We start from the raw sequence: 25085 nt of genomic DNA, 5'->3' as shown, positions 1-25085 counted from the left end.
CTCACCACGATACAGCTGCGGATACAACCCGACAGGTACTCTCACACCGGCGAGTCCGAGGCACCCCACGCCAGGTCCCAGTCAGACCGGCGCTAATCAAAAATTCCCTCGATTGACCAATTTTTGTGCATGTGATCTCGAACCAGTAAAACAAGCATGCACGAACCGGGCTCATACTTTGGTTCAATTAGCGCAACATAGTAAGATTTTTGAAACTGCTCTTCCCACCACAATCCCGAAAGGCATTCTGAGACTGTAATATTCAAAATCTTATACCACTTACCATGATAGGCAATTGCATTCGGAATATTATCACTGAATTCAACAAAAACCGGCACCGCTTTTGGTATCTGCTTCAAAACAAGACCGGCTGTTAATCCTCGTTTCCCAATCTTTGCTTCAATATAACCTGTTTCAACCGGCACAGAATTTTTCATCGTGCTACAGTCATTCTTGAATGTTGAAACGATCTGACTATCAATTTGATTAGCTTCAAATACAGGAACCCATAGACCTGAAGAATCAAGACAATGTTGATCGTTTGCAAGCGGTCGTACAAGTGAATTCTGACCAAGCCTGGTAAGAAATTTCTGCAATAAATTCGTCTGCTGCTCACTTACAATTGAATTCGCATTTGATTCAATTTCTACTTTACTTTGCTGAAACGACTCTTTGCAAAAGCGATTAACTTCCAATCGAATCGCAGTAAATTCTCGGCACAGTGGATGTGCTTCAATCGTCAATCGTAAGACTTCAAGCAAGAACTTTGAACTATATGATGGACGCACAAGTTTGACTAACCGTTCATAGAACAACTCATCGTCATTGAAAAATCGAATCAACAATTCTTCAGCGCAATAACCTTCCTTCTGCAGATTGGTTTGTAAATGGTCCAACATCGACTTGAGCAAAAAAACAGTCTGCTCAAGCGATTCAATCGGTCCATCAATTTCGACACTAGCACCAAATTTTCTATCTAGCACCGGAATATTCGGCTGAAACTTATCAAAACCTAGCACCAATTGTTGAGCATTTACTGCTTCTCGTCCAAATCTTTCTGCCAAGTTATCTACAGGAATCTCAGCGAGATGCCCCATTGACTTGATACCGAGATCAACAAATACATCTTGCAAATCACTATCTAAAGCCAGATGGGAAATTGGCAACCTGTTTAGGAATTCACTATCTCTTCCAGGCGGAACAATGTACCAACGATTTTTTGAACGACTTGCAACCATTGCACCAAAAGCAGAATCAGCAACACCAACATTCGCATTGGTATATCCAAGTTTACTGACCAATCGCAACAAGTCACGGCAAAGCTTCCCTTCACCCCCTAATCGCTGCATTCCAGCGGCATCGAGAATAAAGATTCCTGGTTCTTTTGCAGATACTCTAGGAGAACAAATGACCAATTCATTGACGATTTGTTTTTGTGCTTCTCGATATGATTTAACATCACATTGGCGCCAACTTAAATTTGCACAGGTAGCTCGTGCTTCCGGCCATTTCATACCGGCTACAACAAATTTTTTACTGGCACTATCTGAGCACATAAAAACACGAGCACGACTGAGATTGATTTGGTCAGTCTGCTTTTGTGCATCACCCAACAAAACGAATGCCTTTCTTTTCAGTTCAGGCTCACGTTTTTGGTGTACGGCGATCTGGAATTTGGGGATGCGTAAACAAGCAATTCGAGACATGAGATCGAATATTCACCTCAACACTTTTCGTCATTCCTTCTTTCCACAGATCAGTTTTTATCGAAGGAATGATTGACACCACTCCGGATAAACCAATTTCGCAATGCACGTTTGAAGGAGACCACTCAAAATACAATCGTGACTGACAGCCCCAAGAAGAATTAGCATTACTGGTGCTCTCTTCATCTTTCAGCAAAACTAGAGCCGTTCTGGATTTCTCTAAAGATCGTTGTAAACGCGCCGAAATTTTGCTCGATATAGATAAATTACTACCGAGATCAAATATCAATACATCAAACATTGCTGAACGGATCAATTGCTCAACCGCCCAAAGCGCATCATGTTCGATCTTCGGTCCCTTCAAATTTCTTACGACCCAAAATCTACCCGGTTCCTTTGCTTCACTCGGAACCATATTCAATGGCGACGCGCCAGCATAACCAGATTCAACGAATGCCCAGTCACGAGCTTTTAATCGATCGAATGTATCGATATACACAACTTGCATATTGGCAGCACACCATCGCGCTACGATTGCTCGCAGAACACTCGTTTTACCTGATGAAAATGCTCCGGACCACTCAGTAATGCGTTTCCTTGAAATCCCATGCAAAATACCAAAATCAACTTCTGGTATTCCGGTCTGAATATTCTTATGAGTACGTGAATCAACAACCCATTTTCCGGGAAATAGTTGCTCAAATTGTTCTTTTAATTGGATAACGCTCTGCTGATTCATAATCTAGGCGCACAAATAAGCGCAGATGCAATTGCATCTAACAAACCTTTTCCCTTGTTACGTCAAACGCGGTCGTATGGATAGCAATCACTGCAATCCACACATACACGCGCCATCACTTTATTTTTAAAACCAATTCGAAGCACACAGCAACGTGTAACAACGATGCTGAATCACGAGACGGATGGTGCGTCCGTTGTGTCTCGCTAGTGTCTCTTCGGTTTTATAAGTATTCCAATTAGACCATACTTTTGTATGTGTGTCAATGAATATTTCAAATCCGGACAGCACTGAAGTCTGAATCAAAATAGGCCCAACCGATTCCCACAGCCCGACAAATACTAATGTCACCTTCGATTCCCAAAAACCCGTCCCCCACAAGAAATTTCAGTCCCATGCCACGAACTAAAGCGATATCAGTTGAACACTCAATTTTTCAATCTTAAGCTGATATCGCTTAAAAACTGGAAGGAGACGCAAAGCCCTCATATATCTATGCTCTTGCCCGCTTCAAATCAGGGCAGCAAAAAATCACTAATTCACAAAAGCAAACCAGCAAAAAAATGAGACCCATTTAAGGAGAATTTCGTAATTTTCCCATACACAAGTTTGCCGATTGCACTTAATCTCAAATTCTTGCCCCACTAAAAATCTATTACCGGAGCGATCCGATTCGACTCACTATGCGTCGAAGGTTCAGCCAAAACTCTCTAGCCACGAGGCTGTTTGAGAACAAGGCTGGGAGCTGATATCAGCTCAAAATCGCACGCAGTACACTCGAGTCTCGCGACTACGAGCGCAAAAAGACTGCGAACAAAACCGAGACTAGACAATCAATTATTACCAACCCACGACGTGTGTCGACGGGACTAAATCGTTGCGTCGTACCTCCGGAGGTTCACATGACCGCTAAACCAGATTTTGATCCAAGAGAAGCGCCAATGAACATGCGCGACAACATGCGCATGAATCCGGGCGGCGATCAAGATTCCGCGATGGCTCTCTACCAGTCAGCCTACCAATCGAATCCAGAAGGTAGATGGCGGTCCGACTGCTTTCCACGCAACTTTCCAAACAACTTACCTGATTTCAACAATGGAGATTTAGAGATTCCACACTGCTGGCCAAGACCAAGACCAAGTGATTGGAACGAACCAACCGAAGCACAGACAACGAGAGCTGAAACAAAGCTCGATAAAGGTATCAATGGACTTATCCCAGATGCAGATCAGCAAAATCTCAAAGACGCTAACCATGCGCTTCTAACCGGTGACGCCACTGGTCTGAGCGCCGTCTACGAAAAATACAAAGATGATCCAGCCAAGTTGCAGGCATTTGTGCAAGAGCAAAATCGTGAACTGAGCGATGCCAATTCTGACGTGGGCGTAAAGATGACGGACGACGGAAAGATATATGTCTCTAAAGAGCGCGGCATGACTGCCGTTGAAATCGATCCGGCAACTGGCGAAACATCAGTTCGCAAAGTAATGCATGGACCCGATGGAGAAATCTACGTAGGCGACAAAGCGGACAACAGGGACCCGCAGCGAACGCTAGATCTGATCGGCAATCATGCCATAAACGACATTAACGAGCCCAATTTCAGATTCTCGTTTGCACTCCAACATGATCGTATGAGAGGTTACTTTAAACACGCTTTCCTGCTAAATGCGCAAAGCGAGCAAGGTCCACAGGACGAAATGGAGGGTCCTGGCGATCCGAATCAATTCTCTCCCAATCCGCAGGTGATGCTGGCTTAAACATTCGGCAGTCTGGCTCAGAAGCAGAAGATGAGCTGGAACGATATCCACTGACTAAAAAGTTTGCTGAAGGCAGGTCGTCATGTTCGAAAGAGCATGGCGATGCTGTTTACAGGCGTATTTCTGTATGTCTTTCATTTTTTGACAAGGTCTCCGTGGCAGGCCGCAACAATTGAAGTGTTACAACGTGACCACGAGATAGTCACACTAGCTCCTGGAGTGCCTTGAACTCGACTCCATGGTTTAGGATAACGAGGAGCGAATATAAGGTAATCAAGCAATAAACGTTCCTCATAGCGAAAAAACAGAGTTCGTCCGTTACCTCATTTCTGGATTTTCGGCTGTAGGTACGGATTTGGCCACGTACTGGATCCTGCTTGGTCCACTTGGACCATCTCCGGCCAAAGCGATTTCATTCCTAACGGCTTGCTGCGTAGCTTACTTGCTGAACAAATTCTGGACGTTTAAGGCTCACGCCCATTCATGGTCCGAGATATCAAAATTTATCGGATTATACGCAGGAACATTCCTGGCAAACGTAGCGGTAAACAAACTTGTAATCGAAGTCGCCCCTGAATTATCGCAACAGCTAAAACCGTATGTTTTTCAACTGGGCTGGCTCACCGCCACTGGTGTTAGCACCATCCTCAACTACATAGGACAAAAGTTCTGGGTCTTTCGTAAGGCAAAAGCTGAGAAGTTGTCGTCCAGTTCTGAATCAATTTGAAAAAGCAGCTTAATGAATCTCATGCGCGCCGGAATCCTGCGCGACTTCCGGAAGCGCATGCCGGTTAACGTCCTTATCATCAGTCACAGACTCTATCGTAGGAGAATCACCAATGCCGTCGAGCTTCTGTACGGCAGACGCTCTTGCTGAAAGATGTGTGACAAAGACATTGACCAAACAGGCGACCGGCAAACTATAGATAATACCGAGCATGCCGTCAAATCGAGCACCAATCATAATGGCAATGAAAATCATGACCGGGTGGAGACCGATCACGTTGCCGATATATCGAGGGGCAACGATATTGTCTTTGAGCCACTGCACCAAATTGAATACAAGGGCCACGATGATCACTTGAGTCAGTCGGTTGAATGGTAAATTGTCTACGCCGTCCACGGCAGCAGAAAAGACCGTAGGAATGAATCCAATCGTCGGACCGATCACGGGCACAATCTCCCAGACGCCGAGGAAAATTCCAAGCAACAAAGCATAATGAACGCCAAGCCCCATGTACACGAAAATCATGAAGGCGCCAAACAAAAGTCCGAGCACGATTTGTCCGCGAAAAAAGGCTTGCAAACCAATATCCATATCAGTCGCGAGCACTTCCAAAAATGGGTAATGCTTTTTCGGAAACAACTTGATGACGGATTCTTTGATATTGTGCCCATCCAGCAAGAAATAGAAAGAAACCACTATTATGCTCAACCCGTAAAACAACCAGGTCATTGTCGACATCGCAACGTCCGTCATTCTGCCGATAATCTGAGCAGGGTCAGGCTTAGGAATACTTCCAGCAACAGTCGTGAGTATATCCACGGCGCGCACCTGGATCTGGGCAGCATGCAACCGAGCTTCCAACGGCTCCAGTGCTTTCACCAGAAAATCAAGCCACTGGGGAAACTGATTGAATGTAGTGTCACAAAGTTGTGTAACCTGAAAAATGATCGCCGGTATAATTAGAGTGATACCAAATATGGTGAGCACACCCAGTGCAGCATAAACAATTAAGATAGCGGCGGCTCTATTCCTGACGATCTTCTCCAAATAATCAACTACATTTATGAACAGATAGCTGAACAAAACAGAGAAGCCCAGAATTCTTATAATGTCCGCAAAAAAGCCGCCGATTTGCCAAAAGGCTATAAACGCCACCAGAGCCAATACCAGAACAGTCAGCTGTCTCTGTATTTGCAAGAGCTTGTCCGAAGCTTGCCGTTCGTTGGAGCGCTCACTGTCTTCGAAAGTCATTTGTGTCCTGCCATCGATGAATCTTAAATAGTCTAACTTATTTATGACATGTTGCAAAACATAATCGGATGCCGCCGCTGTGACTTTAAAGCAACCCTAAAGTATATCTGCCAAGATTCGTGGTCGGAAAAACAGATCACGTACTATGAAAGAATGATTGAGGACCGCAACGACCCCCCGATTGAAGCGCCGGAACGCCCAGCTTGAGAAAACGAGTTCTAATAGCATTATTGGCAGTATCATGCTTGCTCAACGCGGCAGGCATAACCTTTTTCGTTTTATTTCTCAGTTCTGAATCGCACAATAAATCTCTCAAGCGCAATTTCAAAAGACAGCTAAAGGATATTGAAATCGTCAGAGCTGAAGCTAATCAGCTCAATTCATCGGCGATTTTGTCACGGCGCATGTTTATCAGCCATTTTGACGGAGTACCTGATTCTTTTGCAGTATCGCCCCCGTTTTTATTGACGCCTACAAAATCGGTGACATTGGTCGTCTACTTGCACGGACAAAATTCAAGCTACCTTGAACCCTTCGAAACCGGGGCCGGCAAATGCCTGGCGGAAGTCATCATCGGCCGAAACAACACAATTTTGTTGTCCTGCAATTATCGAGCCCCGGCCTCATGGGGCAATGACGCGGCTATGTCCGACATAACCCAGAACGTACGTGAGATGTGTCAGGAGTATCCGGTAACCAGAATCATCGTCATGGGCACCTCAATGGGCGGTTCAATCGCGCCCACTTTCGCAGCCACAGCTCCTCCTGACATAAAAACAAGAATCACTGGCGTAGTAAGTGTGGAAGGAGCGGGCAATCTGGCCAGTCTCTACAATCAGACCACGATGACAGCGGTCAAAGATGCCATGTTTGTCTCATTTGGAGGCACACCGGAAACTCAACCACAGGCGTATGCCGGAAGAAGCTTTCTTACTCACATAAACGAGCTGCCGCAAACAGTCAGATTCGCAGTCGTGTCAGCACATAAAGACAAGGTCGTGCCGCCGCTACTGCAAAAGGAACTAGTAGACGCGCTGGAAAATGCGCACATACAACACAAATTCATCGAACTCGACATCCACCATGAAGCACCGGCAATTTCGGTCTACCACGAAGCTCTGGAGTACGTTTTAGGCGAAAACAAGTAGCCTCCTGTTAAAAATCTCACTCCGTTCGTCCATGCTCATGGCATGGAGGATCAGGAAAACGTGTATACTACGTTTACTTAACCTCTCCCTACCTCCAAGCACTGGCTCCAGCGGAATTCTATGTCTACCGAAACAGTTCGAGTTACCGTCGACATAGTCGCATTCGCTATCGAGCAAGGCGCCCTGGAAGTACTGTTGATCAAGAGGAAATTCGACCCGTTCAAAAGCTCCTGGGCGTTGCCAGGCGGATTTATCATAGACTCCGACAAATCGCTGGATGATGCAGCCGCAAGAGAACTGCTCGAAGAAACAAACGTAGGCAACGTCTATTTAGAGCAACTCTATTCTTTTGGCGACAAAGGTCGTGATCCACGCGGACGAACTGTCACCGTTGCCTACCTGGCACTGCTGCGACAAGAAGAGCTGGAACTGAAAGCCAGTTCAGACGCCAGCGGCGTTGCCTGGTGGCCTGTAAATCAACTTCCCGAGCTAGCTTTCGATCATGCAGATATAATTTCTTATGCACGCAAGCGATTGCGCTACAAGATTGAGTACTCGCCCGCTGCCTTCATGCTCATTCCAGAGAAATTCACTTTGAGAGATTTGCAAATGGTTTACGAAGCCGTTCTCGGTCGGAACGTAGACAATCGAAATTTTCGCAAAAAGTTTCTCAACACAGGCGTGCTGCAAGAGCTCGATGAAACCTCGCAGGAGACTTCATTTCGCCCAGCCCGTCTCTACAATTTCTCCGAAGGTGATTTCGAACGACTACCAGATCGACCTGTATTCCTTTTCTAAGCATCGTATTCAATACCACATGTTCATACCAAAACTAAAAAAGTTCATGCCAAAACTCAAAAAGAAGGCTCTGGTTTTGACTCTGGTCGGTTTAATCGGCATTGCTCCAACAGCCTACTCTCAAAGTCACAACTGGAATATGCAGGCGCGTGCCCAGGCCGAAAACGCCAACTCACGAGCGCTGACTTTATTGACCAAAGGTCCTGTCGTAAAAGGCTGGCTCGACGAAGCCATCGCAGCACTTTTGCGTGCGACCGCCGCCGACCCGACCGATCCGGTACCTTATACAACACTTGGTCTGGCGCTCGATCTCAAACAACGCTACGGAGAAGCGCTGGATGCACTGGCAAAAGCCTACCAGCTCGATCCAAAGTCTAAGGAAACAGTCTTGAGCACTGGTATCAGCCACTATCTCGGACATACTTTTGATAAATCCGAACACGTCTTAGTAACACTTTTACGCCAGAATCCAAAATTCTGCGACGCTCACATCGATCTTGGATTTGTCTATATGCGCCTTGGTGAATTCGACAAAGCCAAAAAGAGTTTCAAACAAGCAATAACATGTAATCCGAATTGCCAGCCCGCCTACCAGGGAATGGCAATCGTCGACTATCTCTCCGGCGACCTGGAAAGCGCATATGCGGAAGCTACTCACGCCGAAACTTTGAAGTCTTATCCACCCGTTTTGCTTCTTCTTGCTGAGATCTGCGCACTGCGAGGAGACGAACAGCAAATGAAAGACGCACTGAAGAAGCTTTCTAAATTCAAACAACCTTTTGAACAAAGACCAATGACTCTAATCGGCTTTTCAGCTAATCATGATTTTCACTGGGATCCATTCATTGCAGACGACTTTGATCGAGCAAACTTCATCACGGCACGCGCTCTCGAGTTACCGCTGCAAGACAAGAAAAGAGCGTCTCTTGCAGCCGCGGGTAAAATCGACCAACAACTGGCCAGAGCGGAGCAGATGCTCACCTCCGCACCGCACGACTTCTACCTGTTAAGACAAGCCGGACTCTTAAACATGGCAGATGGAAATTATGCCGGCGCCGTCAAACAATTTAACGACGTGCTCACAAAGGCGTGCCCAAACAGTCATATCGACTATTTGTATCTGGGACGTAGCCTGGCTCTTTTGGGTCGAAAAGATGATGCTGCACAATGCGTACGTGAATACAAAAAGAATCTCTCGCAACAAAAACTTTCACCGATGTTTGAGCAGATTGTAAACAATACAGGTGGCACTGCAGGCGGTGCACCAGCCCAGACGCCGATTCAAACGCAACCGCCAGCAACAACACCAATCGATACCGGCTTTTAATAAGCTGGAAATCCTCTGGTGCGTTTTTTGGCAGTCAGCGCTCGGTAGCAGGCTTCCCAGGACCCAGCGCTCGCTACCCGGCTCTCCAGGACCCAGCGCTCGCTACCCGGCTCTCCAGGATCCAGCGCTCGCCACCCGGCTCTCCAGGATCCAGGGCTCGCCACCCGGCGCTCAGGATCCAGGGCTCGCCACCCGGCGCTCAGGATCCAGGGCTCGCCACCCGGTGCTCAGGATCCAGCGCTCTCCACCCGGCTCTCCAGGATCCAGGGCTCGCCACCCGGTGCTCAGGATCCAGCGCTCGCCACCCGGCGCTCAGAATCCAGCGCTCGCTCTACCCGGCTCTCGCGGAGCCAGCAGCCGATACCGAACTCTCTCAGCATCCAGCGATCCAACGCGCACTTAAGCGCACTCTAAGGGCGTCAAGACAGCGATGGGCTGGCAGCTTGACAACATTAGAGGAGAATTAGACGCTATCCCATTGCTCAGATATATAAGATAGTCTACTGTTTGATTACCCGCACTTTTTGAAACAGATTGGCGAAACGGCAGCGCAAGAGCTTGTTGCCGCGGACTCTGCTGCGCGGCTCAGGCATCTCTGGCGAAGGAACAAAAATATGTCACTACTTTCACCCCTGTCACCTTTAAGCAGCTCAGTCAATCCAGTTTCATTCAATAAAGAAATGAGCGTACAGCTAAACTCCGATGCGAGGAAACAAACTACATATTCACAAAGTGAGATTGACCGTCTTCTTCAGGTTGAATCGGAAGGATTTACGACCGCCATCGAGAAGGCTCAAAATGAGATAGAAGTTCAGTTTGAGCAAGTCAAAGCAGATCTCGATCACACGTTGATGAACGAGTTGAAGAGCGTCAACAAACGACTCCAATCACTGGAAGCTTCGCTGGAAACGATTAACGAATCGAAGCTCTCAAATAATTCACAAGCTTTGATCATACTGGTCGCCTTATCCATAGTTCTGAGTGTGGCCAATCTGATCACACTCTTTGTGCACCATTCTTGAGCAAACAAGAAACTCAAGGAAAAGTATCAATCAGACCTGTCCGTTTCCTTACGTCTCCAGCGACGGTTTGTACTCATCCGGCTTCATGTTGAACGTCCAGGCAACAGCCTCCTGAACTGTTTTCATAGTTGGTGGCACACGCAGAAAATACTCCTTGAACGTGCCATCAGATTCGGGAGTGCTGTTTTTAACACGAACCAGGGCAATAGGCTCGTCTCCAGGCATCTGTTTGAGATAAAGAGTTCCCATCTCGTTTTGATCTTTTATGCCTGCGCACGTTTCACGCAAATAATCAGCAACTCCAAATTTATCGATCAGTGCCCGCCTCAGTTCTACGTTTTGCTCAGCATCAATGCGAATAGTGGTCAGTGTTTCCGGTCTCTCAATAATTTCGCGGGGCACAACAGTTCCCTTCCAGGCAAAGATCTTGTAGCCGTCAGGAAACTCTAAAGCAGCACCGTCTGCACAATGCAAACGTTTTAAATCGTCCAAACGAATTTTCGGCAAACGACAAACAAACAAAACTCGCGTCAATGGACAATAGGCAAAACCGCATCGCATCAGCAAACTCAAGTCCGACAATGTGGTCCTCACCTGTCGACTGAATTGATCGCGCAGCATATCGGCTATCACTGCATAACATGTGGCCGAGTAGCTAGCCCAGGCACCCCAGAGTGTATCGTAAGGACCAAAGGCAAGAAGTGCAGCCGTATTCATCGCACCATCCGGATGTCGCTGTCTTGGTTTTCTATACTTCTCATCAGCTTGAGGCGCCGGGCACTGTTCGAGCTCTCTTTCAAATTTCGACCCGCCAATCTGCTCGTGCAAATCCAGTGCACGCCGATACAGCGCCGTCATCGAACCGCGAGAAGATCCGAAGATTGTAGTGGGTGCATCGCGGAGAGAGAGTGATTGCTCTCGCAAAAGCACATGTCCTACCGTCCGCTTGATGTGTTGCGCGGCATCAATAGGTCGTGTGTACAAATGACTGGTCAACTTGGCGGCAAGACCCAAAGTAGCTGATTCTGCCAAACAAGAAATGGCCTCAGAAGTATTCGACTGGAGTAAGTTCAAAAGCGGCAATGCTGCAGAGATTCCACACCGCGACCACTTGAACCTGACATACAATTCGGCAAGATCAGGAAGAACCGGCTCGTCATCATACTTAAGAGAGCAGATAGCTGTAGTGGACACCTGCTCGGTCAAACGACGAAAGGCAGACTGCCAATCATCTCGTACGAGCAAGCGTCCTAATTCCTCGATGCGCAAATCAATATTTAGGTCATCGCTCTTCTTATCGCCCGACCGGAAGCACAACAGCTGTAATAGCAAAGGCATGACGGACATTTGGAATGGACCGTCACACCAGACAAGATAAGGCGCTCGCAATCCGATGCTGTTATAAGTTCGGACCGCTGAGGCTATCACTGCCGCTGAAGCAATTGGTTGATCCAGCTCAGCGCCAACGCGCATTTGCTGGGAAAGCTGTTCAAGCAACCTTTCCTGATCAGATCCGAGCGTATCAAACAGCTCCGTCAAGTGCGATCACTACTTGGGTGTCGTAGCTTTAGTCGTACTCGTAGTATTCGGAGCCGAGGTCGCACCAGCAGAGGTCATGCCAGTCGAGGTCGTACCAGTCGAGGTCGTACCAGTCGAGGTCGTACCAGCCGCAGTCTTGCCAGTGCTAGCGGCAAGTGCAATTTCTTTCCAGTTGGAACGATAGTGCAATTTTTTCCACTTCCCATTTTCTCGTTTGAAGATGTCTGTGCAGTGCGATTTGAACTTCTGAGGATGCTTTCCACCGAATTCTTTGAAGGCAACAAACGATACTACCGCCATATCGCCATCAACTCTGCAATACGGATGCTCCATGGTGTATGCAACCAATGGCGAATCAGACACTTCCCAGCCATGAATTTTATGTTTCATATCCTCGAGAACGGCTTTTCTACCGACAATTAAAGACTTCGATGCTTCATCGAATGTGGTGCAGTCGTCATCCATATATTGACCAGCCGTTTCCAGGTCGCCCCGGCTGTAAGCTCTGAAGAGAACTTTGAGTGTATCAAGAACCTTCTCCGATTCCGCGCATGCGGCATGTGGATTGACACAGCTGATTTTGACTCCGGCCGCATCAACTTCCCAGCCCTGATAACCGGTTTCTTTCGCCTTAGTGTCGGTGTTGGGTAAGACTTTCTCGACTATCGGCTGATCTTTCAATTCGGTCGCAGGCTGCTGCAGTTCGTGCACTTCCGCCGCAGCCGAAGGCGCCACTGGAGTGGAGTTCGCAATACCCCGATTCTCGGTGATGTCTCTCACTGCAACGCTGCCTTCAGCAAGCACCGACGCAGACGACAGCGAAACAACAAAGGATAGCGCTAACGTGATCTTCAAGGTTTTGCTAGCCATATTTTCCTCTTAATTTGCACGAGCCATTGCTGATTCAACGTCACGTAAAGCGTTGTCGGTATCAGCAAGGTAAGAATTGATTGAATCCAGTTTGCTTTGCAACTCCGCGATTTTCTGGCGCGTATCGTCGGCTGCGTCTCGAAGATGTGCGCGCTGAGTTAGAAGAGCATCTCGAGATCGAGCCAGACTATTCAAAATCGATGCGTTGTAGGCTGAGGCTCGTCCTGAAAACCAGCACAATGAACAAATAGCCAGCATTGCAATCAAGTTAATAGAGAATCGATGCGTGATCTTTTTAGAAGCTGCCAGCATCGTTTTGAGTCGGAGATAACGGGGATCTTCCACGGTGTTTCAACCTATAGCAGTCGCACGAAGCACGTCAATAATACTCCGCAAATGGCTCTCTGGCGAGCAAATCACAGAAAACAAGTCTAAATTCTGAAAGTCTATGTTAACCAAAGTTACGACAGTTAACGTCATTGCAACAATTAATATTTGCGCCCCAGAACGTTCCAACGCATATCAACCCCATACAGACAGTCAATTGACAGACAGCCAGCTAGGGGCAGCCACACAGATTACCTAAATTTGTCACCCATCCTAAATTATCGTGATATAACGTAAGTAATACAATTACTTTTAAAACCGCTGAATCGTAAAACAGACACCAAACAGGTGACAAAATGTACGGACTCAAACCAACTACCCAGACTGAAGAGTTTCGCCAAAAGCTTATTGAACAGGCTCTAGATCTAGCTATTCTCGAGGATCTGGGTTCTGAGCAAATCGACGTAACCACTGCCAGTATCGTCACCACCGACAGACAAGTTTCAGGCAGCGTCTATTGCAAGCAAGAAGCCGTTGTTGTTGCCGGCTTGCAAATATTCGCCCAAGTTCTGGAGAAATTCGACAAGCGAATCTCGGTAAAAAATCACGTGGCGGAAGGTCAGTTTATCGAATCGACTCCGACAGTGATTGCCACATTCGAGGGTCCCGCATCGAGCATTCTGAAAGGTGAAAGAATCGCTCTCAACCTTCTACAACGAATGTCCGCAATCGCAACGGTTACGCATCAATATGTTGAACTGGCTAAGCCATTCGGAATTGAGATTCGCGACACGAGAAAAACAACGCCCGGACTGAGAGTTTTCGAAAGAGAGGCAGTGCGAATAGCCGGTGGACAGAATCATCGCTTTGGACTGTTTGATGCCATTTTGATCAAAGACAACCACATTCAATTCGCAGGTGGCATTGAAACCGCCATCAATAATGCCAAAAAAGCATACCCCGAACTAGCTATCGAGGTAGAGGCAACGACTCTTGAACAGGTCGAGCAGGCATTGAAACTGGGTGTCCAAACGATACTGCTCGATAACATGAACGCTCAAACCATTCGCGAAGCGGTGGCGCTGATAAAGGGGACCTGCTTTATTGAGGTGTCAGGCGGCGTCAACCTCAAAAACATCAAGAATTATTTGATTGAAGGCGTCAACGCCATTTCGATTGGAGCTCTCACACATTCGGCTCCGAATATCGATATTAGTCTCGAGGTTGAAATATAGAGATGACCAGGAATGCAACGAATGCAACGATGTCTAGCGGTGCCGTGACTCTGGCGAAAGCGAATGCTTTGCCGAAGGAGCAGTTGCTGCGTGAAATAAACGAACTGCGAAAGGTTCGAAACGCCGTCATTCTCGCCCACAATTATCAAATCGAAGAAATTCAAGATATTGCGGATTTCGTAGGTGACTCGCTTGGTCTATCACAACAGGCAGCTAAGACAAAAGCCGAAACGATTGTTTTTTGCGGTGTTCACTTCATGGCCGAAACCGCTGCCATACTCTGTCCTGAAAAACGCGTTCTAATTCCCGATCTAGATGCCGGCTGCTCACTTGCAGCATCCATCAATATCGAGCAATTGCGCGCATGGAAAACTGAGCACCCAAACGCCGTCGTCGTCTCATACGTAAACACAACAGCCGAAATTAAAGCAGAATCCGATTATTGCTGCACGTCAGGGAACGCCCTGAAAATCGTGCAATCGATTCCGGAAGATCAAGAAATTCTTTTCTTGCCGGACCAATTTCTAGGCTCCTGGGTGCAAAAAATGACGGGACGTCAAAACATGCACATCTGGATGGGTGAATGTCACGTACATTCGGCTGTTCACCCAAGAGAAATCGACGAAAAAATCAAAGAAAATCCTGACGCCGAACTGCTTATCCATCCTGAATGCGGTTGCTTGACTCCGTATCTAGACCGGGTTGCACGGGCCGGCGCAAGCGATCAGCTCAAGGTGGCCTCGACTGAAGGGATGATCCAGCGCGCTTGTAACTCGTCTGCGAAGAAGTTTGTGGTGGCAACAGAAATCGGTATCTTGCACCGCTTGAAAAAAGAAAATCCAGAAAAAGAATTTTTGCCGATCAATCAAGAAATGAGCTGCATGTTCATGAAAATGATCACCCTTGAAAAGCTGCATCACTCGCTTGTGGAGGATGTATTTGAAGTCACTGTGCCAGAGGATATTGCGCAAAGGGCGCGATTATCAATCGAACGAATGATTTCAATATATTAGAAATCAATGACAAATCTAAATAGCATTCTAGACAAATCGTGGACGCGACTCGACTGCGACGTTCTAATTCTGGGCTCCGGTCTGGCAGGACTTCTACTCAGCGTCCTGTTACACGAACGTGGCGCCAACGTTGTGCTCGCTTCAAAAGAAAACTTCAGCGATTCCAATACGTTTTACGCGCAAGGCGGACTGGCCGCAGTGACGTCAAATCAAATTCCACATTTGATTTCAGAGCACCTGAACGACACCATAAAGTCTGGCGCCGGACTAACCGACATCAAAGTTGCATCGGAGATAATTGCGTCAGCACCATACCTAGTGCAGCAGCTAAGTCGCTTCGGAATGGAGTTTGACAGAAATAGTGACGGCACATTCGAAATGGCCCTCGAAGGCGGACACAGCAAAGCGCGTGTTCTGCACAGCAAAGATACAACAGGCAAAGCGATATCCAACGCGCTGTTAAAAACAGCGCGTGAAAAGGCAGCGAGCCAGCCGGCATTTGAATTGATCGAATACTGTTATGCCTTCAATCTCCTCAACGATGGGCAAAAGGTTATTGGAGCTGAAGTTCTGCACGATGGGGTGATCAAACAAATCTCCGCCGGTCATGTCGTTCTTGCTACCGGAGGTGTAGGACAAATATTTTCTCGCACCACAAACCCACTCGTTGCCACCGCCGACGGTGTAGCATTGGCCTACAGAAGTGGTGCCATGCTTGCCGACCTGGAGTTCGTACAGTTCCATCCCACAGCACTGGCTCTGCCAGGAGCACCAGCTTTCCTGATTTCAGAAGCGGTTCGTGGAGCAGGCGCCATTCTAAAAGACGACAACGGAAATCCATTTGTCAGAAACTTCCATCCTGACGGTGATCTGGCAACTCGAGACGTAGTCGCCCGAGCAATTCATCAAACGATCATAGACAACAACTTGCCATCCGTAAATTTAGACTTGCGTCCAATTGGCAAGCGAACCTTATTAAAGCGATTTCCAAACATCATAGAAACGTGTCGAAGATTTGGCGTCGATCCACTGCAACAAGCTGTGCCCGTCTGCCCCGCTGCGCACTATTTCATGGGTGGTGTTCTCAGCGATGCCTGCGGACGAACAAGCATTCCAGGGCTTTATGCAATTGGCGAAGTTGCCTGCACAGGATTACACGGCGCTAACCGCTTGGCGAGCAACTCACTTCTTGAAGCCGGCGTCATGGCGGTCAAGCTAGCAGACGTACTTATCGGTGGCTCGAATAGCATTTCTTGTTCGGGTGGAACCACACCGCTAAGCCTGAGCAAAACAACGCTGGGCATGAGCAACGGCGCGCTAAACATAACCAACAAAGCGTTGAACACCAGTTCGCCTAAGGACAATTGGGATGTGCCGACATCGCTGCCTGAGTTTAAAACAAAAATGTACGAACATGCATCATTGGTGCGCAGCCACAGTCGACTCCATAAATTGCTCGACTATATTCAGTCTAATCGCTGTGCTGCTGGGTCAATCAACGTCGCCAACATCAGCTCGGCGAATCTTCTTCTCGTCGGCGAGCTCATTGCAACCGCAGCAAACAACCGAACGGAATCTAGAGGCGCTCACTTCAGAGAAGACTTTCCCGGTTCGAATGATACCTTCTTTGCCAGACGGCAAGCGGTTTCCCAGGGGAACTGGGATTGGCTGGACGACTCTAAAGGTTTCGCCAAGATTGACAAGCAGTCGACTTTTCCAGCATAACGCTGATTAAGTTTTGTTCCACAAGCATTCTTGACAATGAGGCAAAAGCTTGATGCGTGGTGCATCGGGAGTATCTAGCGATAGATATTCGATCTCGATATCGAGATGTTCTCTTTAGCTAGCTAAGGGTATACACTTATATCAATCGTTAAGGTTGTCTTTAGGTTTCAGAAACCTGCTACCAGAGCCAATTATCGCAGCGACGCATTAAGTTTCTTTCCACCAATTAGCTGAAACAAAATCTGCTTCCCGGCCTCTTTAGATACATCAACTCACTGTCGGAGATATAAAAAGTGAACGCCCGCACAAAGATATTCATCGCAGATTACGATTGTGCGAGTCTGGTCTCATTGATGTTGTGGCTTGAACAGTATCCAGAATTTGAAGTATCTGGAATTTCGAGAAACAGCGCCCACTTAGTGGACCGCATCAATAAAGTCAATCCGGATATCGTGCTCTTGGACATCAACAACGGTGTCGGCGAGAACCTTCCATTGCTGCGCGCCATCCGCGGTACCAACTCATCACCTGCCATACTCGTAAAAACGCAGACTGAGCAGCAAGCCGATGCCCTTGCCATCGAATCAGATGGCACACTAGCACCGTCAATCGCGATTAAAGAAGTTTGTGACGCTATTCGCAAAGCCAGCAATAAACGACGTATGGCGCTAACCGCTGCCAATATGCCGATGACGAAGGCCGGCTAGTGCTGTTAACGCCCCGTACTTAGCCCGGAAGAGTCTGCGCTGGAAGAGATAAGTCATCTAGCACCATTTGTAGTTGCGATCCTTGTGAGCGCCATTGCTACCGCTTTCGCCAGAGTGACGCTAAGCAGAAACTTAGCCCGCACCCAAAATGAAGGTAAAAGTCTGCTTGTTGAGCAGGGCAAACTGCGTCCGGCCGAAATTGCATATCTTTCGTCGAACGGAGACATCTCACACGCTTTACTGGTGCTGGGTGCCGATCTCACTCAGCGCGCCCTGAAAACAACGCTATCAGAAAATAGCAAAGTGCCTGCCCTGGCACCATATGAATTGCGAATGTGGGATCTAGCCAAAGAAACAATCAAAGACTGGGCAATTACCAAGGCCGACCAACACTTGCCCATGGACATCAAGAAAGATCCGATCGAATACGCGCGCAGAGTCTCAAAAATCTACAACTTCGTTGTTCATACAGCACGCCACATGGTCGTCAAAGTCTTGCAAGATCCACGACAGATAAGACGCTATTTCAGAATGTCTGCCATTGCCACACTTATTGCAGACTTTTCAACGGCAGGATACAAAGCGGCTTTCGAGGAAGAGTTTAAAAGCAATCTTCTTTCGCGCGGACTGTTAGTCTCATCAAGCCGCCGGCGATCGTACGCGAAATATTACACAGTGCTTGCCATTGCCGGAGCCTTACTTACGGTGACAATAACATTTATCTTCATTCAGCCCTGGACTTTTGCCCTGGGCTTGGTGAGCATGTGCTTGACGAGCGCTGTACTACTTCGTTTTGCTTTATTACTACTACATTCAATTCCACTTTACGCAGAAATAGCGGAGGTGATTGGACATCTGAAGCGACAAAGCTGGCGCCTGCAAATGCTGAGGATTCTGATCCGAATAATAACTGCGCTGACTTATTCAGTTGTATTGATCGGCTTTCTGGTGCTCACCGGCATAGCTCTGGCTATCTTGACTTTCGGCTTTCATCATTCACACATCATATTTCTCTCCATTTACGTTTTGCTGACGATCGCGTTCATTCTTCCCGTACAAGTATTCATTGACGGCTGGCGCCTCAATATCGAAGAACGACCAAGCGCCGAAGGAGCAAGGCAACTTAGTTTGATTCGACATGAGCTAGCTGCAACAAGTCCGCTCGACAGCTTTAAGGAAGTCTTGCTGACTACGGATTATGTCCCCACTTTCTCCGAACTTCTGGCGATCTATGGAATCGAAACACTCCTGATTCTGGTATAGGAATCAAGCTGTTCCGTCGTCCCGAAACGCTGCGCCAGTGGGATTTAAAATCCTACCAGTCAAGTTTCAACTGATATCAGCTTAAGATCTTCAATTTAGCGCGGAAAGCCGTCCAGTTCGTTGAGTTCGCGGGCCGTAATGCGACGAGCTCGTTGCCTCATAACCTCAGCCTCCTCCGTTTTACTATTCCGGTCGAGAAGGTCCGCAAGAGCGTTCAAACACTGCGCGATATCCAGCTCCGTCGGACTCTGAGGATCAGGAGAACTATCGACCATTGTGATTACTCGTCTATAAAGCTCCTCCGCCTTCGCATAATTGTGCTGAGATAAAGCCTGAGCTGCTTCCGTAGCAAGTTGCTGAACCTGTTGCATAAAAATCCCTCTGAAAACCACTTCCCAAAGCGACCGAGTTCAAGCAATTTCTGTTCCAATCACGATCAGGCGATGGCGTTTGTTACGGGGGTGGACTTCAAGCAGAAAAATGCGGGACGTGCCATGTAATGAGGCTTTATAATCGATTGTCAAAATCTAAAGCGATATCAGCCTAAAATCGAAGATCAGGACAAAAAAGTGCCGAAGAACAAATTAAAACCGGGCTTTGCAGGTGTCATCACAGGCGCATCGACTGGCATCGGAAAAGCGCTGGCAATACTGCTTGCTGACCGACTACAAGCGAAATTAATTATCAATGCTCGCACAGAAGAGGCGCTGGCTGAAACACAGGCCTGCGTGCGAAAACATGGCGGTGAGGCAATTATTGCATCTGGTGACGTAGCGGCAGCGGGAATGCCTGCTGCGCTTGTGGACCGTTGCCTGAAAGAATTCGGAAAAATTGACTTGCTGGTGAATAACGCAGGGCTTGCTAAACCAGGTGCTGTGATGAACTTAACTCCTCAAGACTGGGAGCGCGTCTTCGCCGTTAATTTCTTCGCTCCGCTGCATGCCACTTACGCAGCCCTTCCTCATTTTGTTTCGCAAAAGGCGGGCAAAGTAGTAAATATTTCGTCTGTTGCCGGTAAGGTTGCCTTTCCGGGAAGTGTTTGTTATGCAGCCAGTAAATTTGCGCTTACAGGCATGTCTGAAGGCATGGCTGCTGAACTGCAAAACCAGGGCGTGGACTTCATAACAGTGTGTCCGGGCTGGGTACGCACCGAGTTCTTCGACAAGAACGACGTAATGAAGTCGAAAAATCCAACACTGATAGCCCAGGAAGGCAATTTGCGCGGCATGGTTATGAAGCATATTTTGAGTATTAGCTCAGAGCGAGCAGCTGAAGATATTTTCCAGGCGCTACAGAAAGGTGGTGGACAGGAAATCGTCCTCACTGCGCCTGGCATAGCAGTTGAACGCCTGAATGCTCTCTTCCCGCGTGCTATTTTTGGCATGTCAAAACGCATTCCGACCGAGTTTGTCGACTCGTCCAATCGCAGCAAAAAGTAAGCTCTCTCGGTCAGCCTCGTTGACCGAGAACCCTGCCAGAGTTTCAAAAAGGCTCAAATTCGGGTACTAAATCTTAGAACCTGAACCATGCCGGGAAAAAACGATTGGCAGAGCTTGAACTTTCGGTCAAATATAAACCGCTGCCGGCAAAAATTGGTTTTGCGGTAATGACGGCTCTAATGCCCCTCTGGGCAATAATCGTGCCATTTTGTTTCGGACTATTCTTAACACTAGTTGTGACGAACTGGGCAGCCATACACGGTGCTGCCCTGCCGATCGCCGGAGCGCTAATCGTGCTCGGCACAATTCCAATATTGGCTATTCTGATGGCAGCTGTATGTGAAGACGATCGTATCGTCGTCAGCAAAGAAGGACTCTCTTTTCCGCTGTTCATGTTGCCGAAGCTCCGGTTCAGACGCGAACGCCACTGGAGTGATCTAATCGCCGCTCAAGTGCAAATTGATACCTCCAAGCCTACAGCGAAAGATCTGTCTTCGTGCGGTTTCCTGAGCCTGTTCTTCCGCTCGGGCGGTCGAAGCACTATGGATCTCTCTAGACTCGCCAAACCTGAATTAGAGCAACTCCTGCTTGCAATCGAAGTTTGGGGACAGAGCTGCAAAAGATCACCCGAACTAATTGAGTTTCAGAACGGATTACAAAATCAAAGTCGTGGTATCGAATTTAGTTACACTCAAATGTGGGAGGAGGAACTAAGCAGGCGCTTCAGCGCAACTTCATTCGTACCGCTCGAACCAGATAGAAAGCTACAAAATGGTCGCATCAAGATTGTTCGGCAACTGGCATTTGGGGGATTGTCCGCAATCTATTTGGCACAAGAAAACGAAAAAGAAATGGTTGTTATAAAAGAGGCGGTAGTCCCGGCCAATGCTGATGAACACACACATCAGAAGGCTGCCGAATTGTTTGAACGCGAAGCGAGATTACTGATGAAGCTGAATCATGAAAATATTGCCCGAGTATTCGATCACTTTACAGAAAACAATCGCAGTTACATGGTGCTGGAATACATCCGAGGTCAGGATCTCAGACAACTGGTGAAACAGAACGGACCTCAATCAGAAGAATCTGTTTTGAAATGGGCAAAACAAATTGCATCAATTCTCGCTTACTTGCATTCGCAAGACCCCCCAATCATTCATCGAGATCTCACACCGGATAATCTCGTAAGAAAAGAAGATGACACAATTACGCTGATTGACTTCGGCGCAGCCAATGAGTTTGTGGGCAATGCAACCGGCACGATGGTCGGTAAACAAGCCTACATAGCGCCGGAGCAACTTCGAGGAAAAGCCAACCTGAGCAGCGACATCTACGCACTTGGTGGCACGATGTACTTCCTCTTAACAGGAAAAGATCCAGAAGCACTGATGTCTTCACACCCAAAGGAAATAAATGCAGAGATTTCAGACGCGATCGACGCATTGGTCGCCTCATGCACAGAAATGGAAATAGGCGACAGACCGCAATCTGCAAACGCGCTAGAGCAAGCAATCGGGGAAATCATAATCGAAAGGTCACTTCGAATCCGAGAGAAAGTTTGAACCATGCCAGAAGATCAGACGCAAAACCAGCAAGAGGAAAATGTATTTACTCCTGACGGAGAGTTGGTTATCTCCTATCGCCCGTATGCAAGTATGGAAAAATGGATCAAATACCGGTTCTCAGCATTCAGCAGCGTCAAAGCGTTGTTCACCATTGGACTGGTGATGCTCTTTTTTGGGTTTGGTGGACCACAGTTAATACTGGAACAGATAACCAACATCATGAACTCAGGTGCATCTAGCTCCGCCATCATGGCCGGTGCAGGACAGACACCTAACCCTACGGATAGCTTCATTTTGCCAGGGCTTTTTCTAACTTTCCTGGGAATTTACTTGATTGCTCTGGCCCGCTATTTATCGCACCCCACGCATATTTCAGTGAGCAAAGCTGGGATCTGTATGGAATGGCACCGCTGGAACTACTCAAATGGATTGATGATGCCCTGGAGCAAAGTGGAGCGAGTCGACCTAGCATGGCCGCCAGACAAGACATCGCCTCAAGATTCGATCATTCGATTCAAAGAACTCTCCACCGCAATTAATGGCTCGAACCAGCCAGAGAGCTATCCAATTAAACTGAAACTAGGCAGTATTGCAACGAGCGAAGATCGGCATAAGATGCTCAAAGCAATCGAATATTGGGGAGCGGATGTGCCTCGGGATCCACAGCTCATCGATGTGTTGACTCCGGCCCAGGACGACAGCTACACAGAACTCTGGCTGCAAGCGCTATCAGCGCCACCAAAGCGCGAACGCCTGACGCCCATATCAGAAGGCGCACTGCTTCTTGACGGGAAATATTCAGTGGTCGGACAACTCGGTGTCGGTGGACAAGGTACCGCCTATCTAGCCAGGCGCGTCAGCGACAATGCCGAAGTTGTCTTGAAAGAGTTTATTTTACCCGTGTATGTCGACGTAAACGTGCGTCGTCAAGCTCTCGAAAGCATGCAGCATGAGGCAGCAATGCTAAAACGACTTGACAGTCCGCAGGTCGTCAAACTAATTGAATTCTTTGTAGAAGATCATCGTGGCTACCTTGTGCTGGAAAGAATCGACGGTTTGTCGCTGCGACGGATAGTCGAACAAGAAGGTCGCATGAGCGAAGAACGTGTGCGCGATCTGGCAGCGCAAATGTGTTCGATACTCCAGTATCTGCATAGTCTTTCACCACCTGTAGTGCACCGCGACTTCACACCGGACAATTTGATTCTCAATAAAGACGGTATCTTAAAACTAGTAGATTTCAATGTTGCTCAACAAACAGAATCCACGGCAACCGGCACGGTGGTAGGTAAACATGCTTACCTGCCGCCCGAACAATTCAGAGGACGGCCCACCCCTCAAAGCGATATCTACGCTATGGGTGCGACGCTGGTCTACCTCCTGCTCGGAGAAGATCCTGAACCAATCACCTGCTCACATCCAATAAACGTTAGAGACGATGTTTCTCCAGAGCTAGACCAAATTATTGCACGTGCCACCGCTCTCGATACCGCCAAGAGGTATGCAATCATTGAAGATTTAGACAAAGATCTCGGACCCAAAGACGACAAACAACAGAATAACAACCAAGACGCACAAGACGAAGAGTCTGGGCACACGATTAAGCTGCGAGAATCAATTCGGTCAGAGGTCTGAGACCGGTTTCCTGAGAAACGCTCCTGCGGAACACTCCTTGGGGAAGGCTCTTGTGGGAATGCTCCTTGCGGAACACTCTTTGGGGAACACTCCTTGAGGAACGCTCTTGTGGGAATGCTCATGGGGAACACTCCTGCGGAACACAACTGCGGAACGCTCGCGCACTACGAACGGGCCGGTTGCTGCTCGGGAGGTGTATAGCGCTTTCGCCTGAACACGTCAGTTTTCAAAGAAGCGACTCTATCCAGGAAAAGCAAACCGTCCAGGTGATCCATTTCGTGTAACACAACTCGCGCTTCGAAATCCGAGGACTCAAACTCCCACCATTCGCCGTGCTCATTTTGAGCTCTGACCTTTATGTGCTGAGCTCTCTTCACATTAGCAGTCAGATGCGGCAGGCTGAGACATCCCTCCCTCGCCATCACCTCTCCCTCCGAGAATAGCACTTCGGGGTTTATCAGAATCATTCGACCGTGATTGCTACCAGCTTTGGCATTACGCGAGGCGTCAACGATAACCATGCGCTGAAGAGCACCTACTTGCGGTGCAGCTATTCCCACACAACCTGGAGACTCGTAAAGTGTTTCCAACAAGTCATCGATCAAACTTTTGACAGCGTCATCAATCGCTTCGATGGGGGCGGAAATCTGCTTGAGTCTTTCATCAGGATAAAGCAGTATCGGTAAAATCGCCATTTACAGCTGCACCACATCCAGTGACTGAACCGAGACATTTACATTCAATCGCTTGGAGGCATCATCCAGAGTCGCACGTAGTTGTTTCTCGGTAACTCTATCAGGCAAGCTAATTTCCAGAACCATTAAAAAGACCGTTGCGCCATCACGATCGCCGGTATGCTTAGTCTCTACATCAGTTACATTGGCACCGAGATCAGCAAGCACACGCGTAATACCAGATACGATGCCAGGCTTATCCGCACCATATACTGAGATTATATAAGGCGCGCCCTGATCCTCGGTCACCTCGACTTCTGCGTCACTCAACTCACGCACGTGAATCGTCAATCCAAGCCGGTTTTCAACCTCTAAAATCCGCTCCTTCAGTTGCGCCAAGCTTTGTTCCTCAGGCTGCCGAATCATCAGGATGATGGCAAACTCACCTCGCAAAAGCGTCATACTCGAATCGAGCAAGTTACAACCCATCTCAAACAGAATCTCAGCCAGTTCAGCTACAATTCCGACCCGGTCATGTCCGACACCAGTTAAAACAACATTCTTTGCCACGTGACGCTCCAGTTGAACAGATTGAAATTATACATGTCGACAAGA

22 protein-coding genes and 1 pseudogene are annotated in these 25085 nt (G+C 47.9%); 14 read left to right on the top strand and 9 right to left on the bottom strand.

The genetic code is table 11. The features are described 5' to 3' along the window. Nucleotides 1–92: 92 nt before the first annotated feature. Together EKK48_03380 and EKK48_03375 are read right to left on the bottom strand one after the other, a co-directional pair. Nucleotides 93–1706, bottom strand: a complete 1614-nt coding sequence (locus EKK48_03380; protein ID RTL45111.1) for a DNA polymerase Y family protein — start codon at nucleotides 1704–1706, stop codon at nucleotides 93–95. Between the two features lie 312 nt (nucleotides 1707–2018). Next, nucleotides 2019–2060: pseudogene (locus EKK48_03375) on the bottom strand (hypothetical protein). Nucleotides 2061–3347: 1287 nt separating this feature from the next. Between EKK48_03375 and EKK48_03370 the strand changes: the two are divergent. Both EKK48_03370 and EKK48_03365 read left to right on the top strand, forming a co-directional pair. Further along, entirely contained in the window at nucleotides 3348–4205 is an 858-nt protein-coding gene (locus tag EKK48_03370; GenBank protein ID RTL45110.1) for a hypothetical protein, read from the top strand. Between the two features lie 280 nt (nucleotides 4206–4485). Next, nucleotides 4486–4932 carry a GtrA family protein gene (locus EKK48_03365; protein RTL45109.1) on the top strand — a complete coding sequence of 149 codons (447 nt, stop codon included), beginning with the start codon at nucleotides 4486–4488 and terminating at the stop codon, nucleotides 4930–4932. Between the two features lie 9 nt (nucleotides 4933–4941). Here the strand turns inward: EKK48_03365 and EKK48_03360 are convergent, their stop codons facing one another. Further along, complete coding sequence (locus EKK48_03360; GenBank protein RTL45108.1) at nucleotides 4942–6183, bottom strand: AI-2E family transporter; 1242 nt, start codon at nucleotides 6181–6183, stop codon at nucleotides 4942–4944. 203 nt (nucleotides 6184–6386) lie between these two features. Between EKK48_03360 and EKK48_03355 the strand changes: the two genes are divergently transcribed. The 4 genes from EKK48_03355 to EKK48_03340 all read left to right on the top strand — a co-directional run bounded on the left by EKK48_03355 (nucleotide 6387) and on the right by EKK48_03340 (nucleotide 10478). Further along, nucleotides 6387–7331, top strand: a complete 945-nt coding sequence (locus EKK48_03355) for a DUF2974 domain-containing protein (protein RTL45107.1) — start codon at nucleotides 6387–6389, stop codon at nucleotides 7329–7331. A 120-nt stretch (nucleotides 7332–7451) separates the two neighbouring features. After that, a complete protein-coding gene (locus EKK48_03350; protein RTL45106.1) occupies nucleotides 7452–8129 on the top strand; it encodes an NUDIX hydrolase in 678 nt (225 codons plus the stop codon). Then, entirely contained in the window at nucleotides 8029–9456 is a 1428-nt protein-coding gene (locus EKK48_03345) for a tetratricopeptide repeat protein (GenBank protein ID RTL45105.1), read from the top strand. Before EKK48_03350 ends, EKK48_03345 begins: the two co-directional genes overlap by 101 nt. 614 nt (nucleotides 9457–10070) lie before the next feature. Beyond that, a complete protein-coding gene (locus tag EKK48_03340; protein ID RTL45104.1) occupies nucleotides 10071–10478 on the top strand; it encodes a hypothetical protein in 408 nt (135 codons plus the stop codon). A gap of 48 nt (nucleotides 10479–10526) precedes the next feature. Here the strand turns inward: EKK48_03340 and EKK48_03335 are convergent, their stop codons facing one another. The 3 genes from EKK48_03335 to EKK48_03325 are packed head-to-tail and all read right to left on the bottom strand — an operon-like array spanning nucleotide 10527 to nucleotide 13232. After that, the gene (locus tag EKK48_03335) at nucleotides 10527–12017 is read right to left on the bottom strand and encodes a hypothetical protein (protein RTL45103.1); all 1491 of its coding nucleotides are present in this window, start codon (nucleotides 12015–12017) and stop codon (nucleotides 10527–10529) included. Nucleotides 12018–12026: 9 nt separating this feature from the next. Then, the gene (locus tag EKK48_03330) at nucleotides 12027–12887 is read right to left on the bottom strand and encodes a nuclear transport factor 2 family protein (protein ID RTL45102.1); all 861 of its coding nucleotides are present in this window, start codon (nucleotides 12885–12887) and stop codon (nucleotides 12027–12029) included. A 9-nt stretch (nucleotides 12888–12896) separates the two neighbouring features. Continuing rightward, entirely contained in the window at nucleotides 12897–13232 is a 336-nt protein-coding gene (locus tag EKK48_03325) for a hypothetical protein (protein ID RTL45101.1), read from the bottom strand. Between the two features lie 338 nt (nucleotides 13233–13570). On the opposite strand from EKK48_03325, the gene nadC reads away from it, so the two are divergent. The 5 genes from nadC to EKK48_03300 all read left to right on the top strand — a co-directional run bounded on the left by nadC (nucleotide 13571) and on the right by EKK48_03300 (nucleotide 19157). Beyond that, complete coding sequence (gene nadC, locus EKK48_03320; GenBank protein ID RTL45100.1) at nucleotides 13571–14449, top strand: carboxylating nicotinate-nucleotide diphosphorylase; 879 nt, start codon at nucleotides 13571–13573, stop codon at nucleotides 14447–14449. Between the two features lie 2 nt (nucleotides 14450–14451). Next, nucleotides 14452–15462: a quinolinate synthase NadA gene (nadA, locus tag EKK48_03315; GenBank protein ID RTL45099.1), complete on the top strand. Its 1011-nt coding sequence runs from the start codon at nucleotides 14452–14454 to the stop codon at nucleotides 15460–15462. 6 nt (nucleotides 15463–15468) lie between these two features. Continuing rightward, a complete protein-coding gene (gene nadB, locus EKK48_03310) occupies nucleotides 15469–17187 on the top strand; it encodes an L-aspartate oxidase (GenBank protein ID RTL45098.1) in 1719 nt (572 codons plus the stop codon). A 293-nt stretch (nucleotides 17188–17480) separates the two neighbouring features. Further along, nucleotides 17481–17894, top strand: a complete 414-nt coding sequence (locus EKK48_03305) for a hypothetical protein (protein ID RTL45097.1) — start codon at nucleotides 17481–17483, stop codon at nucleotides 17892–17894. An 84-nt stretch (nucleotides 17895–17978) separates the two neighbouring features. Next, nucleotides 17979–19157 (top strand): hypothetical protein, encoded by a 1179-nt coding sequence (locus EKK48_03300; protein ID RTL45096.1) that lies wholly within the window; start codon nucleotides 17979–17981, stop codon nucleotides 19155–19157. 95 nt (nucleotides 19158–19252) lie between these two features. Here the strand turns inward: EKK48_03300 and EKK48_03295 are convergent, their stop codons facing one another. Next, nucleotides 19253–19528, bottom strand: coding sequence for a tetratricopeptide repeat protein (locus EKK48_03295; GenBank protein RTL45095.1), 276 nt, complete (start codon nucleotides 19526–19528; stop codon nucleotides 19253–19255). Between the two features lie 138 nt (nucleotides 19529–19666). Here EKK48_03295 and EKK48_03290 point away from each other — a divergent pair, with 138 nt between their 5' ends. The 3 genes from EKK48_03290 (at nucleotide 19667) to EKK48_03280 (ending at nucleotide 23796) form a co-directional block, all read left to right on the top strand. Next, on the top strand, nucleotides 19667–20596 hold the full coding sequence (locus tag EKK48_03290; GenBank protein ID RTL45094.1) for an SDR family oxidoreductase: 930 nt from the start codon (nucleotides 19667–19669) through the stop codon (nucleotides 20594–20596). 104 nt (nucleotides 20597–20700) lie between these two features. Then, a complete protein-coding gene (locus EKK48_03285) occupies nucleotides 20701–22158 on the top strand; it encodes a serine/threonine protein kinase (protein RTL45093.1) in 1458 nt (485 codons plus the stop codon). Nucleotides 22159–22161: 3 nt separating this feature from the next. Next, nucleotides 22162–23796, top strand: coding sequence for a serine/threonine protein kinase (locus EKK48_03280; protein ID RTL45092.1), 1635 nt, complete (start codon nucleotides 22162–22164; stop codon nucleotides 23794–23796). Between the two features lie 164 nt (nucleotides 23797–23960). Here the strand turns inward: EKK48_03280 and def are convergent, their stop codons facing one another. Together def and EKK48_03270 are read right to left on the bottom strand one after the other, a co-directional pair. Further along, nucleotides 23961–24491: a peptide deformylase gene (def, locus tag EKK48_03275; protein RTL45091.1), complete on the bottom strand. Its 531-nt coding sequence runs from the start codon at nucleotides 24489–24491 to the stop codon at nucleotides 23961–23963. Continuing rightward, nucleotides 24492–25040 (bottom strand): ACT domain-containing protein, encoded by a 549-nt coding sequence (locus EKK48_03270; GenBank protein RTL45090.1) that lies wholly within the window; start codon nucleotides 25038–25040, stop codon nucleotides 24492–24494. Nucleotides 25041–25085: the final 45 nt, after the last annotated feature.

The organism is Candidatus Melainabacteria bacterium (assembly GCA_003963305.1).
GTDB lineage: Bacteria > Cyanobacteriota > Vampirovibrionia > Obscuribacterales > Obscuribacteraceae > PALSA-1081.
This window is presented reverse-complemented; position numbering and strand designations above follow the sequence as displayed.